Here is a 16,694-nt window from a genome sequence, read left to right as displayed (position 1 = left end):
GTCGGGTTCCGGCGCCCTTTTTCGTGTCGGTGGATGAGGGTGATGGCGCAGGCGGGCCACCCGACGGCCCTGTTCTATGGGTGGCCGGCTGGGCCCCGCGCGAGCGGACTTTTCCCCTGCGCTGCACAGGGGGCCTTGCGGCAATTTACCGGCCCGATCGGTTATGCCGGCCAGGGCGGGAGCGCGCTCTCCGCGGGTGGCGGCCCGGTGTCTCCTGAATGGGACAGCCTCGGCGCAAGACGGGTGTAGGTGACAATCGGACATCTACGCCGCCGAAACGAAGTCGAAGATATCCGGCAGCAAAAGATTGAACGCCCATCCAAAAGATCCGAAGAAGAACGCGACATTCATCGAATTGGGTGAAATACCAACATAATACCCCAAGCCCGGTTAAATTGACGAATTTCCGACCTTGACGTAACGTACTTGCAAACAACCTGCGGGGGTATGCATGGCGGGCGGATCTGCGGAATTCGGACCGGTGCGGGGTCGTGCCCGCATCGAGGTGCTCGACGTGCTGCGCGGGATCGCGATCCTGGGCATTCTCTACATGAACATCCCCTTCATGGGGACCAACGTGTCCTCGTGGATGAACGATTTCCGTCGCCTCTCGTGGAGCGCGGCGGACCAGGTGACCTGGGCGACGATCGCGATCATCTGGGAGGGGACGCAGCGCGGCCTGTTCGAATTCCTGTTCGGCGCCGGCATCCTCATTTTCACCGCCAAGGCCATGCGACCGGACGATCCGGTGGTGGTGGCGGACCTCTACTATCGCCGCAACCTGCTGCTCGTCGGCTTCGGGCTCATCGACATCTTCGTGATCGCCTGGGTGGGCGACATCCTGCTTGCCTACGGCCTCACCGCCCTGCTGCTGTTCCCGTTCCGCAAGGCGCCGCCCAAGGTGCTGCTGGCGATGGGCCTTGCGTTCGCGACCGTGATGGCGGTCGGCTGGCCTGGCGGGGGCGGGGTGATCGGCTATCAGGAGCGGATCGCAAAAATCCACAAGGTCGAGGTGCTGGAAGCCCGGCGTGCGCATGGCCAGAGGCTCTCGGCCGAAGACAACAAGACGCTGGAGAAATGGCAGGAGAAGCGCGACGCACACGACCTGTCCAAGCCGCCGGGCAAGGAAGCGCAAGCCATGATCGACGCCGAGCGCAAGGCGCGCGAGGGCGGGCCGCACAAGTACGTCGTCTACGCCTGGTTCGTCTGGAACAAGATCTTCGGAGACGGCAACGGCACGTTCTTCACGGTGCTGGAGGCGGCAAGCGGAATGTGCCTGGGCATGGCGCTGTTCAAGTGGGGCGTGATCCAGGGCGAGCGAACGGCGCGCTTCTACGCTTTGCTGGCGGTTTCGGCCTATGCGGTCGGCTGCGGGCTGCGCGGCTGGGACGTGGTGGAGGTCTATCGTTTCACCCCCTGGCCGGTATCGGGCATGATCTCCGGCGAATTTGCGAGGCTGGCCGTCACGCTGGGCCACGTCGGGCTGTTCAACCTGGTGATGAAGAGCGCGGCCGGGCGCAGGCTGCTGGCGCCGTTCAAGGCCGTGGGCCGCACGGCTTTCTCGATCTACATCCTGACCAGCATCGTGACCTTGTGGTTCGTCTTCGCGCCCTGGGGCCTGGGCTTGTGGAACCGGTTCGGGTGGACCGACCTTGTGATCGCCGCGACGGTGATCGACGTGTTCATGCTGGTGCTGGCCAACCTCTGGCTGCGCTTCTACCTCTGCGGGCCGCTCGAGTGGGTCTGGCGCTCGCTCGCCTATGGCCGGCGCCAGGCATTCGTGCGCCGTGCCGCCGGACCGGAGCCGGGCACGCTGGCGCCGGCCTGATCGGCCACTTGCCCTTCGTGTAGCGAGCCTGTAACCCGCCGCCTTCATATCGGGCGCCTTGTGCGGGCGCTGCTGGAAGGATCTTGCCATGGGTTATCGCGTAGTCGTCGTCGGAGCGACGGGGAATGTCGGCCGCGAAATGCTCAACATCCTGGCCGAGCGTGAATTTCCCGCCGACGAGATCGCGGTCGTCGCTTCGTCGCGTTCGATCGGGATCGAGATCGAGTACGGCGACACCAATCGCATGCTCAAGGTCAAGAACCTCGAGCACTTCGACTTCGCGGGCTGGGACATGGCGCTCTTCGCGGCCGGGTCCGAGGCGACCAGGATCTATGCCCCCAAGGCTGCCGCTGCCGGCTGCGTGGTGATCGACAACTCCTCGCTCTACCGCATGGACCCGGACGTGCCGCTCATCGTGCCCGAGGTGAACCCCGAGGCGATCGACGGCTATACCGCGCGCAACATCATCGCCAACCCCAACTGCTCGACCGCGCAGATGGTCGTCGCGCTCAAGCCGCTGCACGACAAGGCGCGGATCAAGCGCGTCGTCGTCTCGACCTACCAGTCGGTCTCGGGCGCGGGCAAGTCGGGCATGGACGAACTGTTCGAGCAGAGCCGCGCGATCTTCGTGGGCGACCCGCTGGTGCCGCGCAAGTTCACCAAGCAGATCGCCTTCAACGTCATCCCGCACATCGACGTCTTCCTCGACGACGGCTCCACCAAGGAAGAGTGGAAGATGGTGGTCGAGACCAAGAAGATCCTCGATCCCAGGATCAAGGTCCAGGCGACCTGCGTGCGGGTGCCGGTCTTCGTCGGCCATTCGGAATCGCTGAACATCGAGTTCGAGGACGAGATTTCGGCCACCGAAGCGCAGGACATCCTGCGCGAGGCGCCGGGCGTCATGCTCGTCGACAAGCGCGAGGACGGCGGATACGTCACCCCGGTGGAAGCGGTGGGCGACGGCGCGACCTACGTCAGCCGCGTGCGCGAGGACCCCACGGTCGAGAACGGCCTGGCGCTGTGGTGCGTGTCGGACAACCTGCGCAAGGGCGCCGCGCTCAACGCGGTGCAGATCGCGGAACTGCTTGGCCGGCGTCACCTCAAGAAGGGGTGAGCCTCGTCGCCCCGGAACCTGATCCGGGGCCGCGGGGTTTGCAACCGGCCTTGTCCGCGATATCCTCCCCGCATGACGCAGACCATGACCGGCGGCTGCCAGTGCGGCCGCATCCGCTACACGGCCCAGGTCGAGCCTGACGACGCCTACCTGTGCCACTGCAAGATGTGCCGCAAGGCGACCGGGGGCGTCTCGATCGCTTTTGCCAACGTCCCGCTTGACAAGGTGGCCTGGCACACCGAGCCGGACTGGTATCGTTCCTCCCCCATCGCGCATCGCCCGTTCTGTTCGCATTGCGGGACGCCGCTGGGATTTGCCTTCCTCGAGGGCGGGGAGAACATCGACCTCACCGTGGGCAGCTTCGACGATCCCACGCCGTTCCGTCCCCGCCGGAACTACGCCACCGAAAGCATGTTGACCGCGTGGACCGACGTGCGGCACTTGCCGGGCATGACCAGCGCGGAAAACCCGAACGTCGTGAAGCGCTGGGAGGAGGCGGGCCTCCAGCCGCCCGAGTGACGATACCGGCCGACCCGGCCCAGCGAGCGAGATTGCCGTGAACGATGTGAATACCGAATTCGTCGAGGGATTCGGCGGCGCGAAGCTGGCCGTCCACCGCATGGGCGACACCGGCGGGCGGCCGCTGGTCCTGCTCCACGGGCTGTTCTCCAGTGCCGAGGTGAACTGGATCAAGTTCGGCAATGCGAAGATCCTCGCCGATGCCGGCTTCGACCTCGTCATGCCCGACTTGCGCGCCCACGGCCAGAGCGACGGCCCGCACGATCCCGCGGCCTATCCCGCCGACGTGCTGGTGCGCGACCTCAAGGCCGTCGTCGCTGCGCAGGGCCTGGTCGACTACGATCTCGGCGGCTTCTCGCTCGGGGCGCGCACGGCGGTGCGCGGGGTGCTGGCCGGCCTCGCGCCGCGCCGGCTGGTGCTGGGCGGGATGGGGTTGACCGGCCTGTCGGGCTGGGCGCGGCGTTCCGCACATTTTGTCGATGCCATCGACCGTTTCGGAACCATCGAGCGCGGCGACAAGGCCTTCGTCGCGCAGGCCTTCATGAAGACCATGAAGATCGACCGCGTCGCCGCGCGCCTGCTGCTGGGATCGGTGGACGACACCGCGCCCGATGCCATCGCGCAAGTGGGGATGCCCACGCTTTGCGTGTGCGGGGCGGACGACCGCGACAATGGCTCCGCGCCCGAGCTTGCCGCCGCGCTGCCGGACGGCCTCTATGTCGAGACACCGGGCAATCACATGTCGTCGGTGACGTTCAAGGACATGGGGCGGGCGATCGCCGAGTTCCTGGACTAGCGGGGGCATTTCCCGGATCGTCGTCCCGGCGCGTGCCGGAATCGCCGGCAAGGCAGTGAAAGGTTGAGCCGCCGCGCCGCGTCGCGGTGGTCCATCGCAAGCTATCGCGCCAAGGATTGCCGGCAGTCCCGGATCAAGTCCGGGACGACGAACCGGCAACGGCCTTCCGGGAGGGCGCTCGTGCCTGCGGCCGTCCGCTTTCCTACAGCCATGGCGCTGCGATATCGTCACGCGATGACCCGCCCCACCCATTCTCTTCGTCCCGGTCGCCATGCGCGAGGCGACGGTTTCTGGCCCCGAGGTGACACTCGTCCCCAGGACAGTGTAAACCGTGTAAACCACTGTCACCTTGGGTCCACGGTCGGCGCAAATCGACCTGGCGGCGTTGATCTGCGGCGCAGGCGGTTTAGGGTCGCGCCATACGAAGGTTCGAAAGAGGTCCCCCCATGAAATTCGCTTCCACCGCGCTGGCAGCGCTTGCCGCCGGCCTGTCGTTTTCCGCCGTCCCGGCGCTCGCGCAGGAGACGCCGCAGGCCGCCTATCCGATGACGGCCGAGGGCGCCGCGAAGTTCGTCGCCGCCGCCGAGAAGGACCTGTTCGACTTCTCGCTCGACAACAACCGCACCAACTGGGTCAACTACACCAACATCACCGAGGACACCGACGCGCTGGCCGCCAAGTCGAACGGCGACCTTACCGAAAAGCAGGTGAAGTACGCGGTGGAAGCGGCCAAGTTCGCGCGAGTGGGCGGACTGGATGCGGACGTGTCGCGCAAGCTGGGCATCCTGCGCCAGGGCATCGTCCTGCCCGCGCCGACCACGCCGGGCGCCGCCGCGCAGCTCAGCGACATCACCACGCGCCTGTCCTCCACCTACGGCAAGGGCAAGGGCACGCTCGACGGCAAGCCGATCAACGGCTCCGACATCGAGGAGCAGATGGGCAATATCGAGCACACGCCCGCGCAGCTCGGCGAGATGTGGACCACCTGGCACGACAACGTCGGCAAGCCGATGAAGGGCGACTACGTCAAGATGGTCGGCATCGCCAACGAGGGCGCCCGGGAGCTGGGCTATGCCGACGTCGGCGCGATGTGGCGCTCGGGCTACGACATGACGCCCGAGCAGTTCGCCGCCGAGACGCAGCGGTTATGGGAGGAGACCAAGCCGCTCTACCTCGCGCTGCATACTTACGTGCGCCGCAAGCTGAACGAGAAGTACGGCGATGCGGTGCAGCCGCGCACCGGCCCGATCCGCGCCGACCTGCTGGGCAACATGTGGGCGCAGGAGTGGGGCAACATCTACCCGCTGGTCGCGCCTGCCGGAGCCGGCGATCTCGGCTACGACGTGGGCGATCTGCTGAAGGCCCAGGGCAAGACGCCGGTGGACATGGTCAAGGCCGGCGAGGGCTTCTACTCCTCGCTCGGCTTCGATCCGCTGCCGGGCACGTTCTGGACCCGCTCGATGATCGTCAAGCCCGCCGACCGCGAGGTGATCTGCCACGCCTCGGCCTGGGACGTCGACAACAAGGACGACATCCGCATCAAGATGTGCACCAAGGTGAACGCGGACGACTTCACCACGATCCACCACGAACTGGGCCACAACTACTACCAGCGCGCCTACAACAAGCAGCCGTTCCTCTACCTCAACGGTGCCAACGACGGCTTCCACGAGGCGATCGGCGATTTCGTGGCGCTGTCGATCACGCCGCAGTACCTCGTCCAGATCGGCCTGCTCGACAAGGCGCGGGTGCCCAGTGCCGACAAGGATACCGGGCTGCTGCTGCGCCAGGCCATGGACAAGGTGGCGTTCCTGCCCTTCGGACTGCTGATCGACCGCTATCGCTGGGGCATCTTCGATGGCACCATCAAGCCTGCCGACTACAACAAGGCGTGGAACCAGCTCCGCCTCGAATACCAGGGCATCACTCCGCCTTCGGCCCGGCCGGACGACGGCTTCGATGCGGGCGCCAAGTACCATATCCCCGGCAATACGCCCTACACCCGCTACTTCCTGGCGCGCATCCTGCAGTTCCAGTTCTACCAGGCCGCGTGCAAGCAGGCCGGCTGGAAGGGACCGCTGCACCGCTGCAGCTTCTACGGCGACAAGAAAGTCGGCGCGAAGCTGAATGCGATGCTGGCAATGGGCCAGTCCAGGCCCTGGCCCGAGGCCCTCAAGGTGTTCACCGGATCGAGCCGGATGAGCGCGAGGCCGATGCTCGACTACTTCGCGCCGCTCAAGACCTGGCTCGATGCGCAGAACAAGGGCGAGAAGGAGGGCTGGTAGAAAGCGCGAACGCCGTCGTCCCGGGCTCTGCCGGGACGACGCGTTTCACGCCACGGCCCGCGCCGATGCGCCCGCGCGCCTGCTTTCGCATGCGGCGCGCCACAGCGCGAAGTCCGCGGCGTAGAAGTCACGCACGAAGGCTTCCTGGCTCGGGCTGAGTGCCGGGGCCGGAGCGCTGCCGCAGCGGTTGAGTTGCGGCAGTTCGTCGAGGTCGCCCAGGCCGACGATGTCGCCGAGCTGGTCGAGTGCTTCGTAGGGAACCAGGGTGTCGATGCGGCAGCGCCCACGGGCGTCGGTGAGATACCAGTTCTGCGGCCGGAAGATGTGGTCGATGTCGAAGGGCCCGCGCGCGCAGGCGAGGTGGTCGATGGCATCGTCGATGCCGCGGAAGGCACGGTAGCGGGCGTTGAAGGGCCGGGCCACGGCGCGGTCGCCGGTGCCGCCGTTGCGGGCGTAGCGGTAGGCGGAAAGGAATCGTCCGATCGGATCGCGGACCACCGCGAAACTCGGCAGATCCAGCACGTCGGGGGCGACCATCGCGTAGTAGCGGACCGTCTCGTGCTTGATCTGGCGCCCGTAGAGGCTCTCGCACACCGAGGTGCCGGCATTCTTGGGAACGTGGATGAACAGGACTCCGCAGTCTCGGATCGCCGCGATCCGCTCGCGCCGCTTCGCATTGGGAAGGTAGGGAACGCGGCAACGCGATAGCCGCTCGGGCACGTCGCTGAGAAGCCGGACCCGCAAAGCGGAGGCGATGAGGCGGTTGAGGCGGGACTTGCAGGGGCGGGCGGAGGTCGGCTGATGCATGGTGCCGGGCCTAGCGGCTGCAGTTTAGCCGATGATTTCACGATGTTGCAGCCGGGGATGCAGCGAAATCGCGATTCGCGCGCTCAACGCAATATGCTAGGCAGACGCGAAGGAGGCGTGATGGGAGTGCTGGAAAACGAGGTCGATGCGGTACGGAAGATCGACATCGTTCCGACTATCCTGGACACCGTCTGCCGGCTCACCGGCATGGGCTTCGCCGCCGTCGCACGGGTAACCGAGGACCGCTGGATCGCCTGCGAGGTGCTCGACAAGATCGACTTCGGCCTCCTGCCCGGCGGCGAACTGAAGGTCGAATCCACGATCTGCCACGAAATCCGGCAGTCCGGCGAACCCGTCGTCATCTCCGACGTCCAGGCGGACCCGGTCTATCGCGAGCACCACACGCCGGCGCTCTATGGCCTGCGCAGCTATATCTCGATGCCGATCGTGCGGGCCGACGGCAGCTTCTTCGGCACCCTCTGCGCGATCGATCCCAACCCGGCGGACCTGGGACGGCCCGAGGTCCTGGCGACGTTCCGGATGTTCGCCGAATTGCTGGCCTTCCATCTCGACGCCTCGGACCGGCTGACGGTGTCGGAAGCCAGGCTGGCGACCGAAGTGGAGACGGGCGAACTGCGCGAGCAGTTCATCGCCGTTGTCGGCCACGACTTGCGCAACCCGCTTGCGGCGATCGACGCCGGGGTGGCGATGCTGCGCAGGTCGCCGGAACCGGAGCGCACCGAACTCATCCTCGACCAGATGCACCGCAGCGTCGAGCGCATGTCATCGCTGATCGTCAACATCCTCGATTTCGCGCGCGGCAGGCTGGGAGGCGGGCTGACGTTGGAGCGCCGCAACGAGGACGTCACGCGCATCGTACGCGAGGTCGTGGCCGAACTCGCGGCAACGCATCCCAACGGCGACCTGCAACTGAAATGCGATGCCGGCCCGGTGCTGGTGCGTTGCGATGGCCGGCGCATCGGGCAATTGCTGTCCAACCTGCTGGGCAATGCCTTCAGCCACGGCGACCTCGACCAGCCGATCATGGTGGACTGCATCGTGAGGGACGGCACGTTCGTGCTTTCGGTGACCAACGGCGGAACAGAAATCCCGCTCGCTGCTCGTGGCCGGCTGTTCCATCCCTTCGCGCGAGGGCATGACAGCGCCGGCAGCGAAGGGCTGGGGCTGGGGCTCTACATTGCCTCGGAAATCGCCAAGGCCCACCACGGCGGGCTGTCGGTCGCGTCTTCGCCGCAGCGGACGACGTTTACGTTCACGATGCCGCTGGCGTCCTAAAGTCTGTCCGGTTGGAGCGGAATCGGCCCCGGTGTAGGCCGGTGCCGATCAAATCAAATAGCCGGCCGTCCCGGGTCCAGCCCGGGACGACGGTCTTCAGCGGAACGGCGGTTCGTTGAACGCGCGCAATTTGCGCGAGTGCAGGCGGTCGCCCTGTTCGCGCAGCAGGTCGCAGGTGATGAGGCCGATCTTCAGGTGGCTGGCGATCGCCTCCTCGTAGAAGCGGTTGGCCTGGCCCGGCAGCTTGAGTTCGCCATGGAGCGGCTTGTCCGAGACGCAGAGCAAAGTGCCGTAGGGCACTCGGAAGCGATAGCCCTGGGCGCTGATGGTCGCGCTTTCCATGTCGATGCCGATCGCGCGGCTGAGCGAGAAGCGCTTGGCGGAATCGGTGTAGCGCAGCTCCCAGTTGCGGTCGTCGGTCGTGACGATCGTGCCGGTGCGCATGCGCTTCTTGAGGTTCGCGCCGCCGCCGCCGCTGACGATCTCGGCCGCCTGGGCCAGCGCCATCTGCACTTCGGCGATGGCAGGCAGCGGGATTTCGGGCGGAAGGACCGGATCGAGGACGTGGTCGTCGCGCAAGTAGGCATGGGCGAGCACGTAGTCGCCAATGCGCTGGCTTTCGCGCAGGCCGCCGCAGTGGCCGATCATCAGCCAGGCCTCGGGGCGCAGGACCGCGAGGTGGTCGGTGATGGTCTTGGCGTTCGACGGGCCGACGCCGATGTTGACCAGGGTGACGCCCGAGCGGTCCTCACGAACGAGGTGGTAGGCCGGCATCTGGTGGCGGCGCCAGGCAGTGTCGGACAAGCGGGCGCGGGCGTTGTCGACCGGCGCGTCGAGGTAGAGGCCGCCGGCGCCCGAGAGCGCAACGTAACCGTCCGAGCCGACCTGCTTGCCGGCCCAGTCGACGAACTCATCGACATAGCGGTGGTAGTTGGTGAACAGGATGAAGCGCTGGCAGTGCTCCGGGCTGGTGCCGGTGTAGTGCGCCAGCCGCGCCAGGCTGAAGTCGGTGCGCAACCCGTCGAACAGTGCGAGCGGCTGCGGCTCGTCCTCGCCGAAGACGTGGATGCCGTCGGCGATCTCGTCGCCGATCATGGCGAGGTCGGTGCTGGGGAAGTGGGTCGCCAGCTCCTGCGGGGTCACGGCACCGACGGGCACGCCTTCGAGCACGTAGGGGAAGGGGATTTCCTGGGTCGAGCGGGTGACTTCGAACTCGACTTCGTATTCCGCCTCGATCAGCGCCAACTGGTCGGCAAGATAGTCGGCGAAGAGGTGGGGACGGGTGACCGTGGTGGCGTACGTCCCGGCGACTTCGAGCCGTCCGAAGGCGCGCGAGGCCCGGGCGGCGCGCTCGGTGCCGCGATAGGTGATGCGCAGCTCCGGATACGTCCAGAGCCGTTCATCGCGGCGATCGGTGGGGGGAAGGGTGCCGTGCTCGACGAAGGCGGTGATATCAGCCTTGAGAGTGGAGACAGCGGCTTCGTAGACGCGGACCAATTCCGCGAGGGTTTCTTTCATCATCTGCATGGCCATCTATTACGCAAACCGTGTTGTGGCGCAATAGGGGGCGTCCTGGGCGGGCATGTGACGGTGCCTAGGCGGTTATGGGATATCGACGAAACACGTCGTCCCGGGCTTGATCCGGGACCGTGGGATACTCTCGGGGCGATAGCTTGCCATGGGCCATGCCGGCGTGGCTGGTCGTCGAAATCGCGTGCGGCCTTGCCGGCGGTCCCGGGTCGAGCCCGGGACGACACTGGTATCAGAGTTCCAGCGCGAGGTAGGTCACCGTCTTGCCATTCTCCAGCATCGCCTCTCCCACCGGCGCGAAGCCCAGCGCGCGGTGGAAGACTTCCGAGGGCGGGTTCGGCGGGTCCGAATTGACTTCGCACACGATCCGTTCGTGCCCGGCCGCACGGGCCGCTTCGAAGAGGTGCGCGTAGAGCTTGCGGGCGAGGCCGCGTCCGCGCGCTGGCGGCGCGGTGACGACCCGGTCGATGTAGACGAAGCTTTCGTAGCGCTTTGCGAACCACAGGAAATTGGCGCTGTCGTAGGCGGCGCCCGGGGCGAATGCGAGAAGCATGGCGTCGACCATGCCGACCCGCGCCGCGAGAAAGGCCCGCGCGACCAGCAGTTCCATGCGCGCCTCGTCGGCCCAAGAAAGCTCGACGGCATGGGCATTGTTGAGCACCAGCATCGCGGCGCGCAGGCGAGCGTCGGTGCGGTAGTCGGCGGGGGAGATGGGCGTAATCATGGCTGTCCCGTTGGATCGTCCCGGTGCATGCTGGCACCGCTGGGTACTCTTGAGGCGATGGCTCGCCAAGGGCACGGCGGTTTTCCACCTTGCCTGCCGTTGGCGTCGCCTTGCCGGCGGTGCCCGCCTTCGCGGGGACGACGGGCAAAAGAAAAGCCCCCGCTCCGGAGGAGCGAGGGCCTTTTATTCCTTGGCAGGAGCCGAAGGGAAAGCTCAGGCCTGAGCTTCGCCCTCTTCGGCTTCTTCCTCGACCGCGATCTCGCCGGGTTCGGCGTTCGGGTCGTAGGCTTCGGTGAAGCCCGAGACGTCCTGTTCGAACATCGCGGCCATCACGTCCACGCCCTGCGTCTGCAGTTCGGCTTCGTCGGGCGAACGGGCGACGTTCACCTTGACGTTGACCGACACTTCAGGGTGCAAGCTGACCTTGACGTCGAAGATGCCGAGCGTCTTGATCGGGCGTTCCAGCACGATCATGTGCTTGGCAACCTTCGCGCCGTCGGCGTTCAGAGCGTCGACGATGTCGCGCACCGAAACCGACCCGTAAAGCTGGCCCGAGTTCGACGAAGCGCGGATCAGGATGACCTGCTTGCCTTCGACGTCGCTCGAGTGGCCCTGCGCGGCGGCGCGGCGCTCGGCGTTCTCGGCCTCGATCTTGGCGCGGTTCGCCTCGAAGACCTTCTTGTTGCGCTCGTTGGCGCGAAGGGCCTTCTTGTTCGGCAGCAGGTAGTTACGGGCGTAACCGTCCTTGACCGAAACGACGTCGCCGATGGCGCCGAGCTTCTCGACGCGCTCCAGGAGGATGATATCCATGGGTCAGTCCCTCCTTACTTGACGATGAAGGGCAGGAGGCCGATGTGCCGGGCGCGCTTGATCGCCTGGCTCAGCTCACGCTGCTTCTTGGCGGAAACCGCCGTGATGCGGCTGGGGACGATCTTGCCACGCTCGGACATGAAGCCCTGCAGCAGACGGACGTCCTTGAAGTCGATCTTCGGCGCGTTCTTGCCCGAGAAGGGGCAGGACTTGCGGCGACGGAAAAATGCACGTGCCATGACGGTCAGTTCCCTTCACGTTCGCGACGGCGGGTACGCTCGCGGTCGCTCTTGCGCATCATGACCGAAGGGCCATCCTCGTGCTCTTCCACGCGAATGGTCACGTAGCGGATCACGTCTTCGTTGATCGAGGTCTGACGCTCGAGCTCGGCGACGGTGGCGCCGTTGGCTTCGATGTTCAGCATCACGAAGTGCGCCTTGCGGTTGCGCTTGATCTTGTAGGCGAGATTCTTGAGGCCCCAGGTCTCGGTCTTGGTGACCTTGCCCTGGTTCGACTCGACGATCTCGGTGGCGGCGGCGGCAAGCGCATCGACTTGCGCCTGGCTGAGGTCCTGGCGAGCCAGGAACACGTGCTCATAGAGAGCCACGGCATTTCCTTCCATCTATCTAACCGATCGCTGGCTTGTCCGCGGGATTGCGGGGCCCCTCCGGCTTTCTTTCGGGTGTTCCGCGCCATCGCATGACGACGGGGAAGGCGGGCCCTTACCGGATTCTCACGGGAATGCAAGCGCCGCGGTCCCGGGCATGCGCGACCACTCGCTCGCGATCTGCGTGCAAAGTTGCGCACATCTGCATTTTTGTTGCGTGATGAGGAGCGGGTGTTAGCAAGGCGCACTCCCGGAAAAAGCACGAGTCGCCCATGAAAACAACTGTCCGCTCCGCCACGCTGGGGCTTCTTGCCGGCGTTGCTCTCCAGGCGCTCGCGCCGCTTCCCGCGTTCGCACAGGCTTCGACGAGCCAGGGGGCCACTGCCGAGACCGTGACCACCCAGCTTCCCCGCGCCGTACGGCCCAGCCACTACGACGTGACCGTGACGCCCGACGCGAAGGCGCTGACCTTCGCCGGTAAGGCGTCGATCACGGTGGACGTCGTCGAGGCGACGAGCACCATCACCCTGCAGGCGGCGGACCTGACGATCGCCGAGGCCGCGCTCGCGAGCAGCGCCGGCAAGCAGGTCGGTGCGGCGACCGTCTCGCTGGACACCGAAGCGCAGACGGCGACGTTCACGTTCGCCAAGGCCGTGGTGCCGGGGCGCTACGTGCTGTCGATCGATTATACGGGCAAGATCAATACCCAGGCTTTCGGCCTCTTCGCGCTCGACTACAAGGCGGCGGACGGCTCGGACAAGCGCGCGCTGTTCACCCAGTTCGAGAACTCGGATGCACGCCGCTTCATGCCCTCGTGGGACGAACCGTTCTACAAGGCGACCTTCAGCCTCAGGACTATCGTGCCGAGCGACGAAGTCGCCGTCGGCAACCTGCCGGTCGAGAGCCGCAAGGACCTTGGCGATGGCACGACGCTGGTCACGTTCGGCACCAGCCCGAAGATGTCGACGTACCTGCTGTTCCTCGGCCTCGGCGATTTCGAGCGCAAGACCACGCAGGCCGCCGGCACCGAAATCGGCGTGCTGACCAAGCGCGGCGACCTCGCCCAGGCGGACTATGCGCTCGATTCATCGGCAGCGCTGCTGCCCTGGATGAACGACTACTTCGGCACGCCCTATCCGCTGCCCAAGCTCGACCACATCGCAGCGCCCGGCCGCAGCCAATTCTTCAGCGCTATGGAGAACTGGGGCGGCATCTTCTACTTCGAGAACGCGATGCTGCTCGACCCCAAGATCGCGTCCAACGAACTGCGCGAGCGGATCTTCACCGTCGTCGCGCACGAGATGGCGCACCAGTGGTTCGGCGATCTCGTCACCATGGCGTGGTGGGACGACCTGTGGCTGAACGAAGGCTTCGCCTCGTGGATGGAAAGTCGGGCGATCGAGAAGTTCCATCCGGAATGGCACCCGGAACTGACCGCCCTGGGCTCGCGCGAACTGGCCATGGGGCAGGACGCCTACCTTACCACGCACCCGATCATTCACCCGATCAAGACGGTGGAAGAAGCCAGCCAAGCCTTCGATTCCATCACCTATTCCAAGGGTGAGGCGGTGATCCGCATGCTGGAGGCCTATGCCGGTTCGGCGCAGTGGCAGGCCGGCGTGCAGGCCTACATGAAGCGTTACCAGCATGCGAACACGGTCACCGACGACTTGTGGGCCGAGATCGAGAAGGCCTCGGGCAAGCCCATCGCCCAGATCGCCCACGACTTTACGCTACAGCCGGGAATCCCGCTGGTGAAGGTATCGGCCTCCTGCCGCGCCGGGCAGACCAGCGTGTCACTGGAGCAGGGCGAGTTCACACGCGACCGCGGCGCCGACAAGCAGCCGCTCGCCTGGCGCGTGCCGGTGCGCGCGGCGGGGCTGGGGGGCGATGCCGTCGAAACGCTGCTGCAGGGCAAGGGCGCGCTGACGGTGGCGGGCTGCGCGCCCGTCGTCGTCAATGCGGGGCAGTCGGGCTATTACCGCGTGCTCTACGATCCTGCGACGTTTGCCGGCCTCGCCGGGTCCTTCGCCAAAGTGCAGCCGGTCGACCAGTTGGGCATCCTCAACGATGCCGTGGCGCTGGGCTATGCCGGGCGCCAGCCGATGGCCGACATGCTCGGGCTGGTGAAGGCGCTGCCCGTCACGACTTCCCCGCAGGTGATGGAACGGGCGGCGAGGGTGATCTCCGAACTGGGGGGCTACGCCCGCGGCGATGCCAGCCGCGAGGCCACCTTGGCGCGGTTCGCCACGGCGCGGCTGCTGCCCGTGCTCCGGCGCCTGGGCTGGACTCCGCGCGCGGACGAACCGGTCGTCGACGGCGACTTGCGCGCCACGCTGATCGAGACGCTGGGCAGCCTTGGCGAGTCCACGGTGGTCGCCGAGGCACGCCGCCGCTTCACCGCCTCGAAATCGAGTAGCTCGGCGATCGATCCGTCGCTGCGAGTGCCGATCCTCACCGTCGTCGCCAAAAACGCCGATGTACCGACCTGGGACGCGCTGCACGCGATGGCGAAAAGGGAGACTTCCGCCCAGGTCCGGACCACGCTCTATTCGCTGCTGGGCATGGCGCGCGATCCGGCGCTGGCCGACAAGGCGCTGGCGCTCTCGCTCACCGACGAGCCGGGCGTGACCACTACTCCGGTCATCATCAGTTCGGTCGCGGCCGGCCAGCCCGACAAGGCCTTCGATTTCGTGGTGGCCCACCACGAGGCGGTCATGGCCCGCGTCGACAGCTCCGGCGCGACGCGCTACGTCGCCAAGCTGGCGCAAGGCAGCGCCGACCCCGCGATGGTCGACAAGCTCAAGGCCTATGCGCAGGCGCATCTTGCGCAAGGCGCGCGCCGCCCGGTGGACGAGGCGATCGCGAAAATTCGCGACCGGATCGAGGTCAGGCAGGCGCGGATGGGCGAAGTCGGCGCCTGGCTGGCGAAGGCGGGTTACTGAAGGATACCATCGTCCCGGGCTAGACCCGGGATCGCGGGGTACTCTTGAGGCGAACGCTTGCCGCGGGCCACAGCGGCCTGGCGTTCGTACTCAGGCTTGCGCGGACTTGCCCGAGGTCCCGGATCAAGTCCGGGATGACGAGGTCCGACAGCTCAAGCCATCGCCAGGATCATGTTGCGCACCTGCGGGTAGACCTCGCGCTCCCACTTGGAGCCGGAGAACACGCCATAGTGCCCCACGCCGGGTTGCAGGTGGTGGCGCTTGAGGTGAGGGCGCAGGCTGGTGCACAGCAAGTGGGCCGCCGCCGTCTGCCCCACCGCGCAGATGTCGTCGCGCTCACCCTCGACCGTGAGCAGGGCGGTCTTGCGGATCGCGGAGCAGTCCACCTTGCGACCCCGGTGCGTCAGTTCGCCCTTGGCGAGCAGGGCCTGCTGGAAGACCTTGTCGATCGTCTCCAGATAGAACTCGGAGGTGAGGTCGAGGACGGCGAGGTATTCGTCGTAGAAAGTCTCGATCTTGTCGGCCTCGGCCTGCTCGAGGTCGGCGAGATGCTTGTAGAGCTTGCGGAACTGGCCGAAATGCCGGCCCGAATTCATCGACATGAAGGCGCTGAGCTGGATGAAGCCGGGGTATACCTTGCGCCCGGCGCCCTTGTGCCGCCAGGGAACTGCGTGGATCAGGTTGTTCTCGAACCATTCGTAGCTGTGCGCATTGGCGAGTTCGTTCACCACCGTCGGCGATTCGCGCACGTCGACGGGACCGCCCAGCAGCGACATCGTGCGCGGCTGGCAGGGATCGTCGTCCTGCGCCATCAATGCCACGGCGGCAAGCACGGGCACGCAGGGCTGGCACACCGCAAGCACATGGGCACCGCGGCGCCCCGCGTTCGCATCGGCCGGATCGGCCAGTTCCTGCAGGAACCGGATCACGTAGTCGATATATTCGTCGAGGCCGAACTTGCCGGCAGACAGCGGCACGTCGCGGGCGTTGTACCAGTCGGTGACGTAGACGTCGTGATCGCGCAGGAGCGTGTGCACGGTGTTGCGCAGCAGCGTCGCGAAGTGCCCGGAGAGCGGGGCGACGACGAGCACCTTGGGCTGCGGTACGCCGATCTCGGGCTTGGTGAAGTGCAGCAGGTCGCCAAAGGGTAGCGACAGCGCGACTTCCTCCACCACTGGCGTCACGGCATTGCCCGAGAGTACCTCATGGATGGCGTAGGGCGGGCGCTTGTGGGTTATCGCGGACTTTTCGAACGTTTCGGCAAGCGCGAAGAGGCGGCGCGCGAAAGGCATGTTGCCGGCGCCGCCCAGAACCTTGTCGCGAAATCCGGTTGCCGTGCGCGCGGCGAAGCGGGCCGGGGCCAGCGTGTCGCAATATGCCTGGTAGGCCTGGTAGAGCATCTGCAAAAAATCCCCGTACCGCTGCAGGCCCTG

14 protein-coding genes are annotated in these 16,694 nt (G+C 66.3%); 7 read left to right on the top strand and 7 right to left on the bottom strand.

The features are described from left to right. The first annotated feature begins 451 nt into the window (after nucleotides 1–451). From ACFFDA_RS16170 to ACFFDA_RS16150, 5 genes are all read left to right on the top strand, one after another. Nucleotides 452–1,828, top strand: coding sequence for a DUF418 domain-containing protein (locus ACFFDA_RS16170; RefSeq protein ID WP_404481741.1), 1,377 nt, complete (start codon nucleotides 452–454; stop codon nucleotides 1,826–1,828). 88 nt (nucleotides 1,829–1,916) lie between these two features. Continuing rightward, nucleotides 1,917–2,942 (top strand): aspartate-semialdehyde dehydrogenase, encoded by a 1,026-nt coding sequence (locus tag ACFFDA_RS16165; protein WP_404481739.1) that lies wholly within the window; start codon nucleotides 1,917–1,919, stop codon nucleotides 2,940–2,942. A gap of 72 nt (nucleotides 2,943–3,014) precedes the next feature. Beyond that, complete coding sequence (locus tag ACFFDA_RS16160) at nucleotides 3,015–3,461, top strand: GFA family protein (protein ID WP_404481737.1); 447 nt, start codon at nucleotides 3,015–3,017, stop codon at nucleotides 3,459–3,461. A gap of 37 nt (nucleotides 3,462–3,498) precedes the next feature. Continuing rightward, nucleotides 3,499–4,257, top strand: coding sequence for an alpha/beta fold hydrolase (locus tag ACFFDA_RS16155; protein WP_404481736.1), 759 nt, complete (start codon nucleotides 3,499–3,501; stop codon nucleotides 4,255–4,257). Nucleotides 4,258–4,703: 446 nt separating this feature from the next. Next, nucleotides 4,704–6,542: a M2 family metallopeptidase gene (locus ACFFDA_RS16150; RefSeq protein ID WP_404481734.1), complete on the top strand. Its 1,839-nt coding sequence runs from the start codon at nucleotides 4,704–4,706 to the stop codon at nucleotides 6,540–6,542. Nucleotides 6,543–6,587: 45 nt separating this feature from the next. Here ACFFDA_RS16150 and ACFFDA_RS16145 read toward each other — a convergent pair whose 3' ends face one another. Further along, the gene (locus ACFFDA_RS16145) at nucleotides 6,588–7,349 is read right to left on the bottom strand and encodes a sulfotransferase (RefSeq protein ID WP_404481732.1); all 762 of its coding nucleotides are present in this window, start codon (nucleotides 7,347–7,349) and stop codon (nucleotides 6,588–6,590) included. Nucleotides 7,350–7,469: 120 nt separating this feature from the next. On the opposite strand from ACFFDA_RS16145, the gene ACFFDA_RS16140 reads away from it, so the two are divergent. Further along, nucleotides 7,470–8,645, top strand: coding sequence for an ATP-binding protein (locus ACFFDA_RS16140; RefSeq protein ID WP_404481731.1), 1,176 nt, complete (start codon nucleotides 7,470–7,472; stop codon nucleotides 8,643–8,645). Nucleotides 8,646–8,741: 96 nt separating this feature from the next. On the opposite strand, the gene ACFFDA_RS16135 is transcribed toward ACFFDA_RS16140, so the two are convergent. The 5 genes from ACFFDA_RS16135 to rpsF all read right to left on the bottom strand — a co-directional run bounded on the left by ACFFDA_RS16135 (nucleotide 8,742) and on the right by rpsF (nucleotide 12,316). Next, on the bottom strand, nucleotides 8,742–10,172 hold the full coding sequence (locus ACFFDA_RS16135; RefSeq protein ID WP_404481729.1) for an AMP nucleosidase: 1,431 nt from the start codon (nucleotides 10,170–10,172) through the stop codon (nucleotides 8,742–8,744). Nucleotides 10,173–10,407: 235 nt separating this feature from the next. Beyond that, on the bottom strand, nucleotides 10,408–10,899 hold the full coding sequence (locus ACFFDA_RS16130; RefSeq protein WP_404481728.1) for a GNAT family N-acetyltransferase: 492 nt from the start codon (nucleotides 10,897–10,899) through the stop codon (nucleotides 10,408–10,410). Between the two features lie 213 nt (nucleotides 10,900–11,112). Then, nucleotides 11,113–11,709 (bottom strand): 50S ribosomal protein L9, encoded by a 597-nt coding sequence (gene rplI / locus ACFFDA_RS16125; protein ID WP_404481726.1) that lies wholly within the window; start codon nucleotides 11,707–11,709, stop codon nucleotides 11,113–11,115. 14 nt (nucleotides 11,710–11,723) lie between these two features. Further along, nucleotides 11,724–11,948 (bottom strand): 30S ribosomal protein S18, encoded by a 225-nt coding sequence (gene rpsR, locus ACFFDA_RS16120; RefSeq protein ID WP_404481724.1) that lies wholly within the window; start codon nucleotides 11,946–11,948, stop codon nucleotides 11,724–11,726. A gap of 5 nt (nucleotides 11,949–11,953) precedes the next feature. Then, entirely contained in the window at nucleotides 11,954–12,316 is a 363-nt protein-coding gene (gene rpsF / locus ACFFDA_RS16115; RefSeq protein ID WP_404481722.1) for a 30S ribosomal protein S6, read from the bottom strand. A gap of 272 nt (nucleotides 12,317–12,588) precedes the next feature. Between rpsF and ACFFDA_RS16110 the strand changes: the two genes are divergently transcribed. Next, on the top strand, nucleotides 12,589–15,261 hold the full coding sequence (locus tag ACFFDA_RS16110) for a M1 family metallopeptidase (RefSeq protein ID WP_404481721.1): 2,673 nt from the start codon (nucleotides 12,589–12,591) through the stop codon (nucleotides 15,259–15,261). Between the two features lie 152 nt (nucleotides 15,262–15,413). Here ACFFDA_RS16110 and ACFFDA_RS16105 read toward each other — a convergent pair whose 3' ends face one another. After that, nucleotides 15,414–16,661 carry a polyhydroxyalkanoate depolymerase gene (locus tag ACFFDA_RS16105; RefSeq protein ID WP_404481719.1) on the bottom strand — a complete coding sequence of 416 codons (1,248 nt, stop codon included), beginning with the start codon at nucleotides 16,659–16,661 and terminating at the stop codon, nucleotides 15,414–15,416. Nucleotides 16,662–16,694 lie beyond the last annotated feature (33 nt).

The sequence above is a fragment of the Novosphingobium sp. BL-52-GroH genome (assembly GCF_044813085.1).
Lineage (GTDB): Bacteria > Pseudomonadota > Alphaproteobacteria > Sphingomonadales > Sphingomonadaceae > Novosphingobium.
Note: the sequence above shows the minus strand (reverse complement) of the source record. Positions and strands in the feature narration are given on the sequence as shown.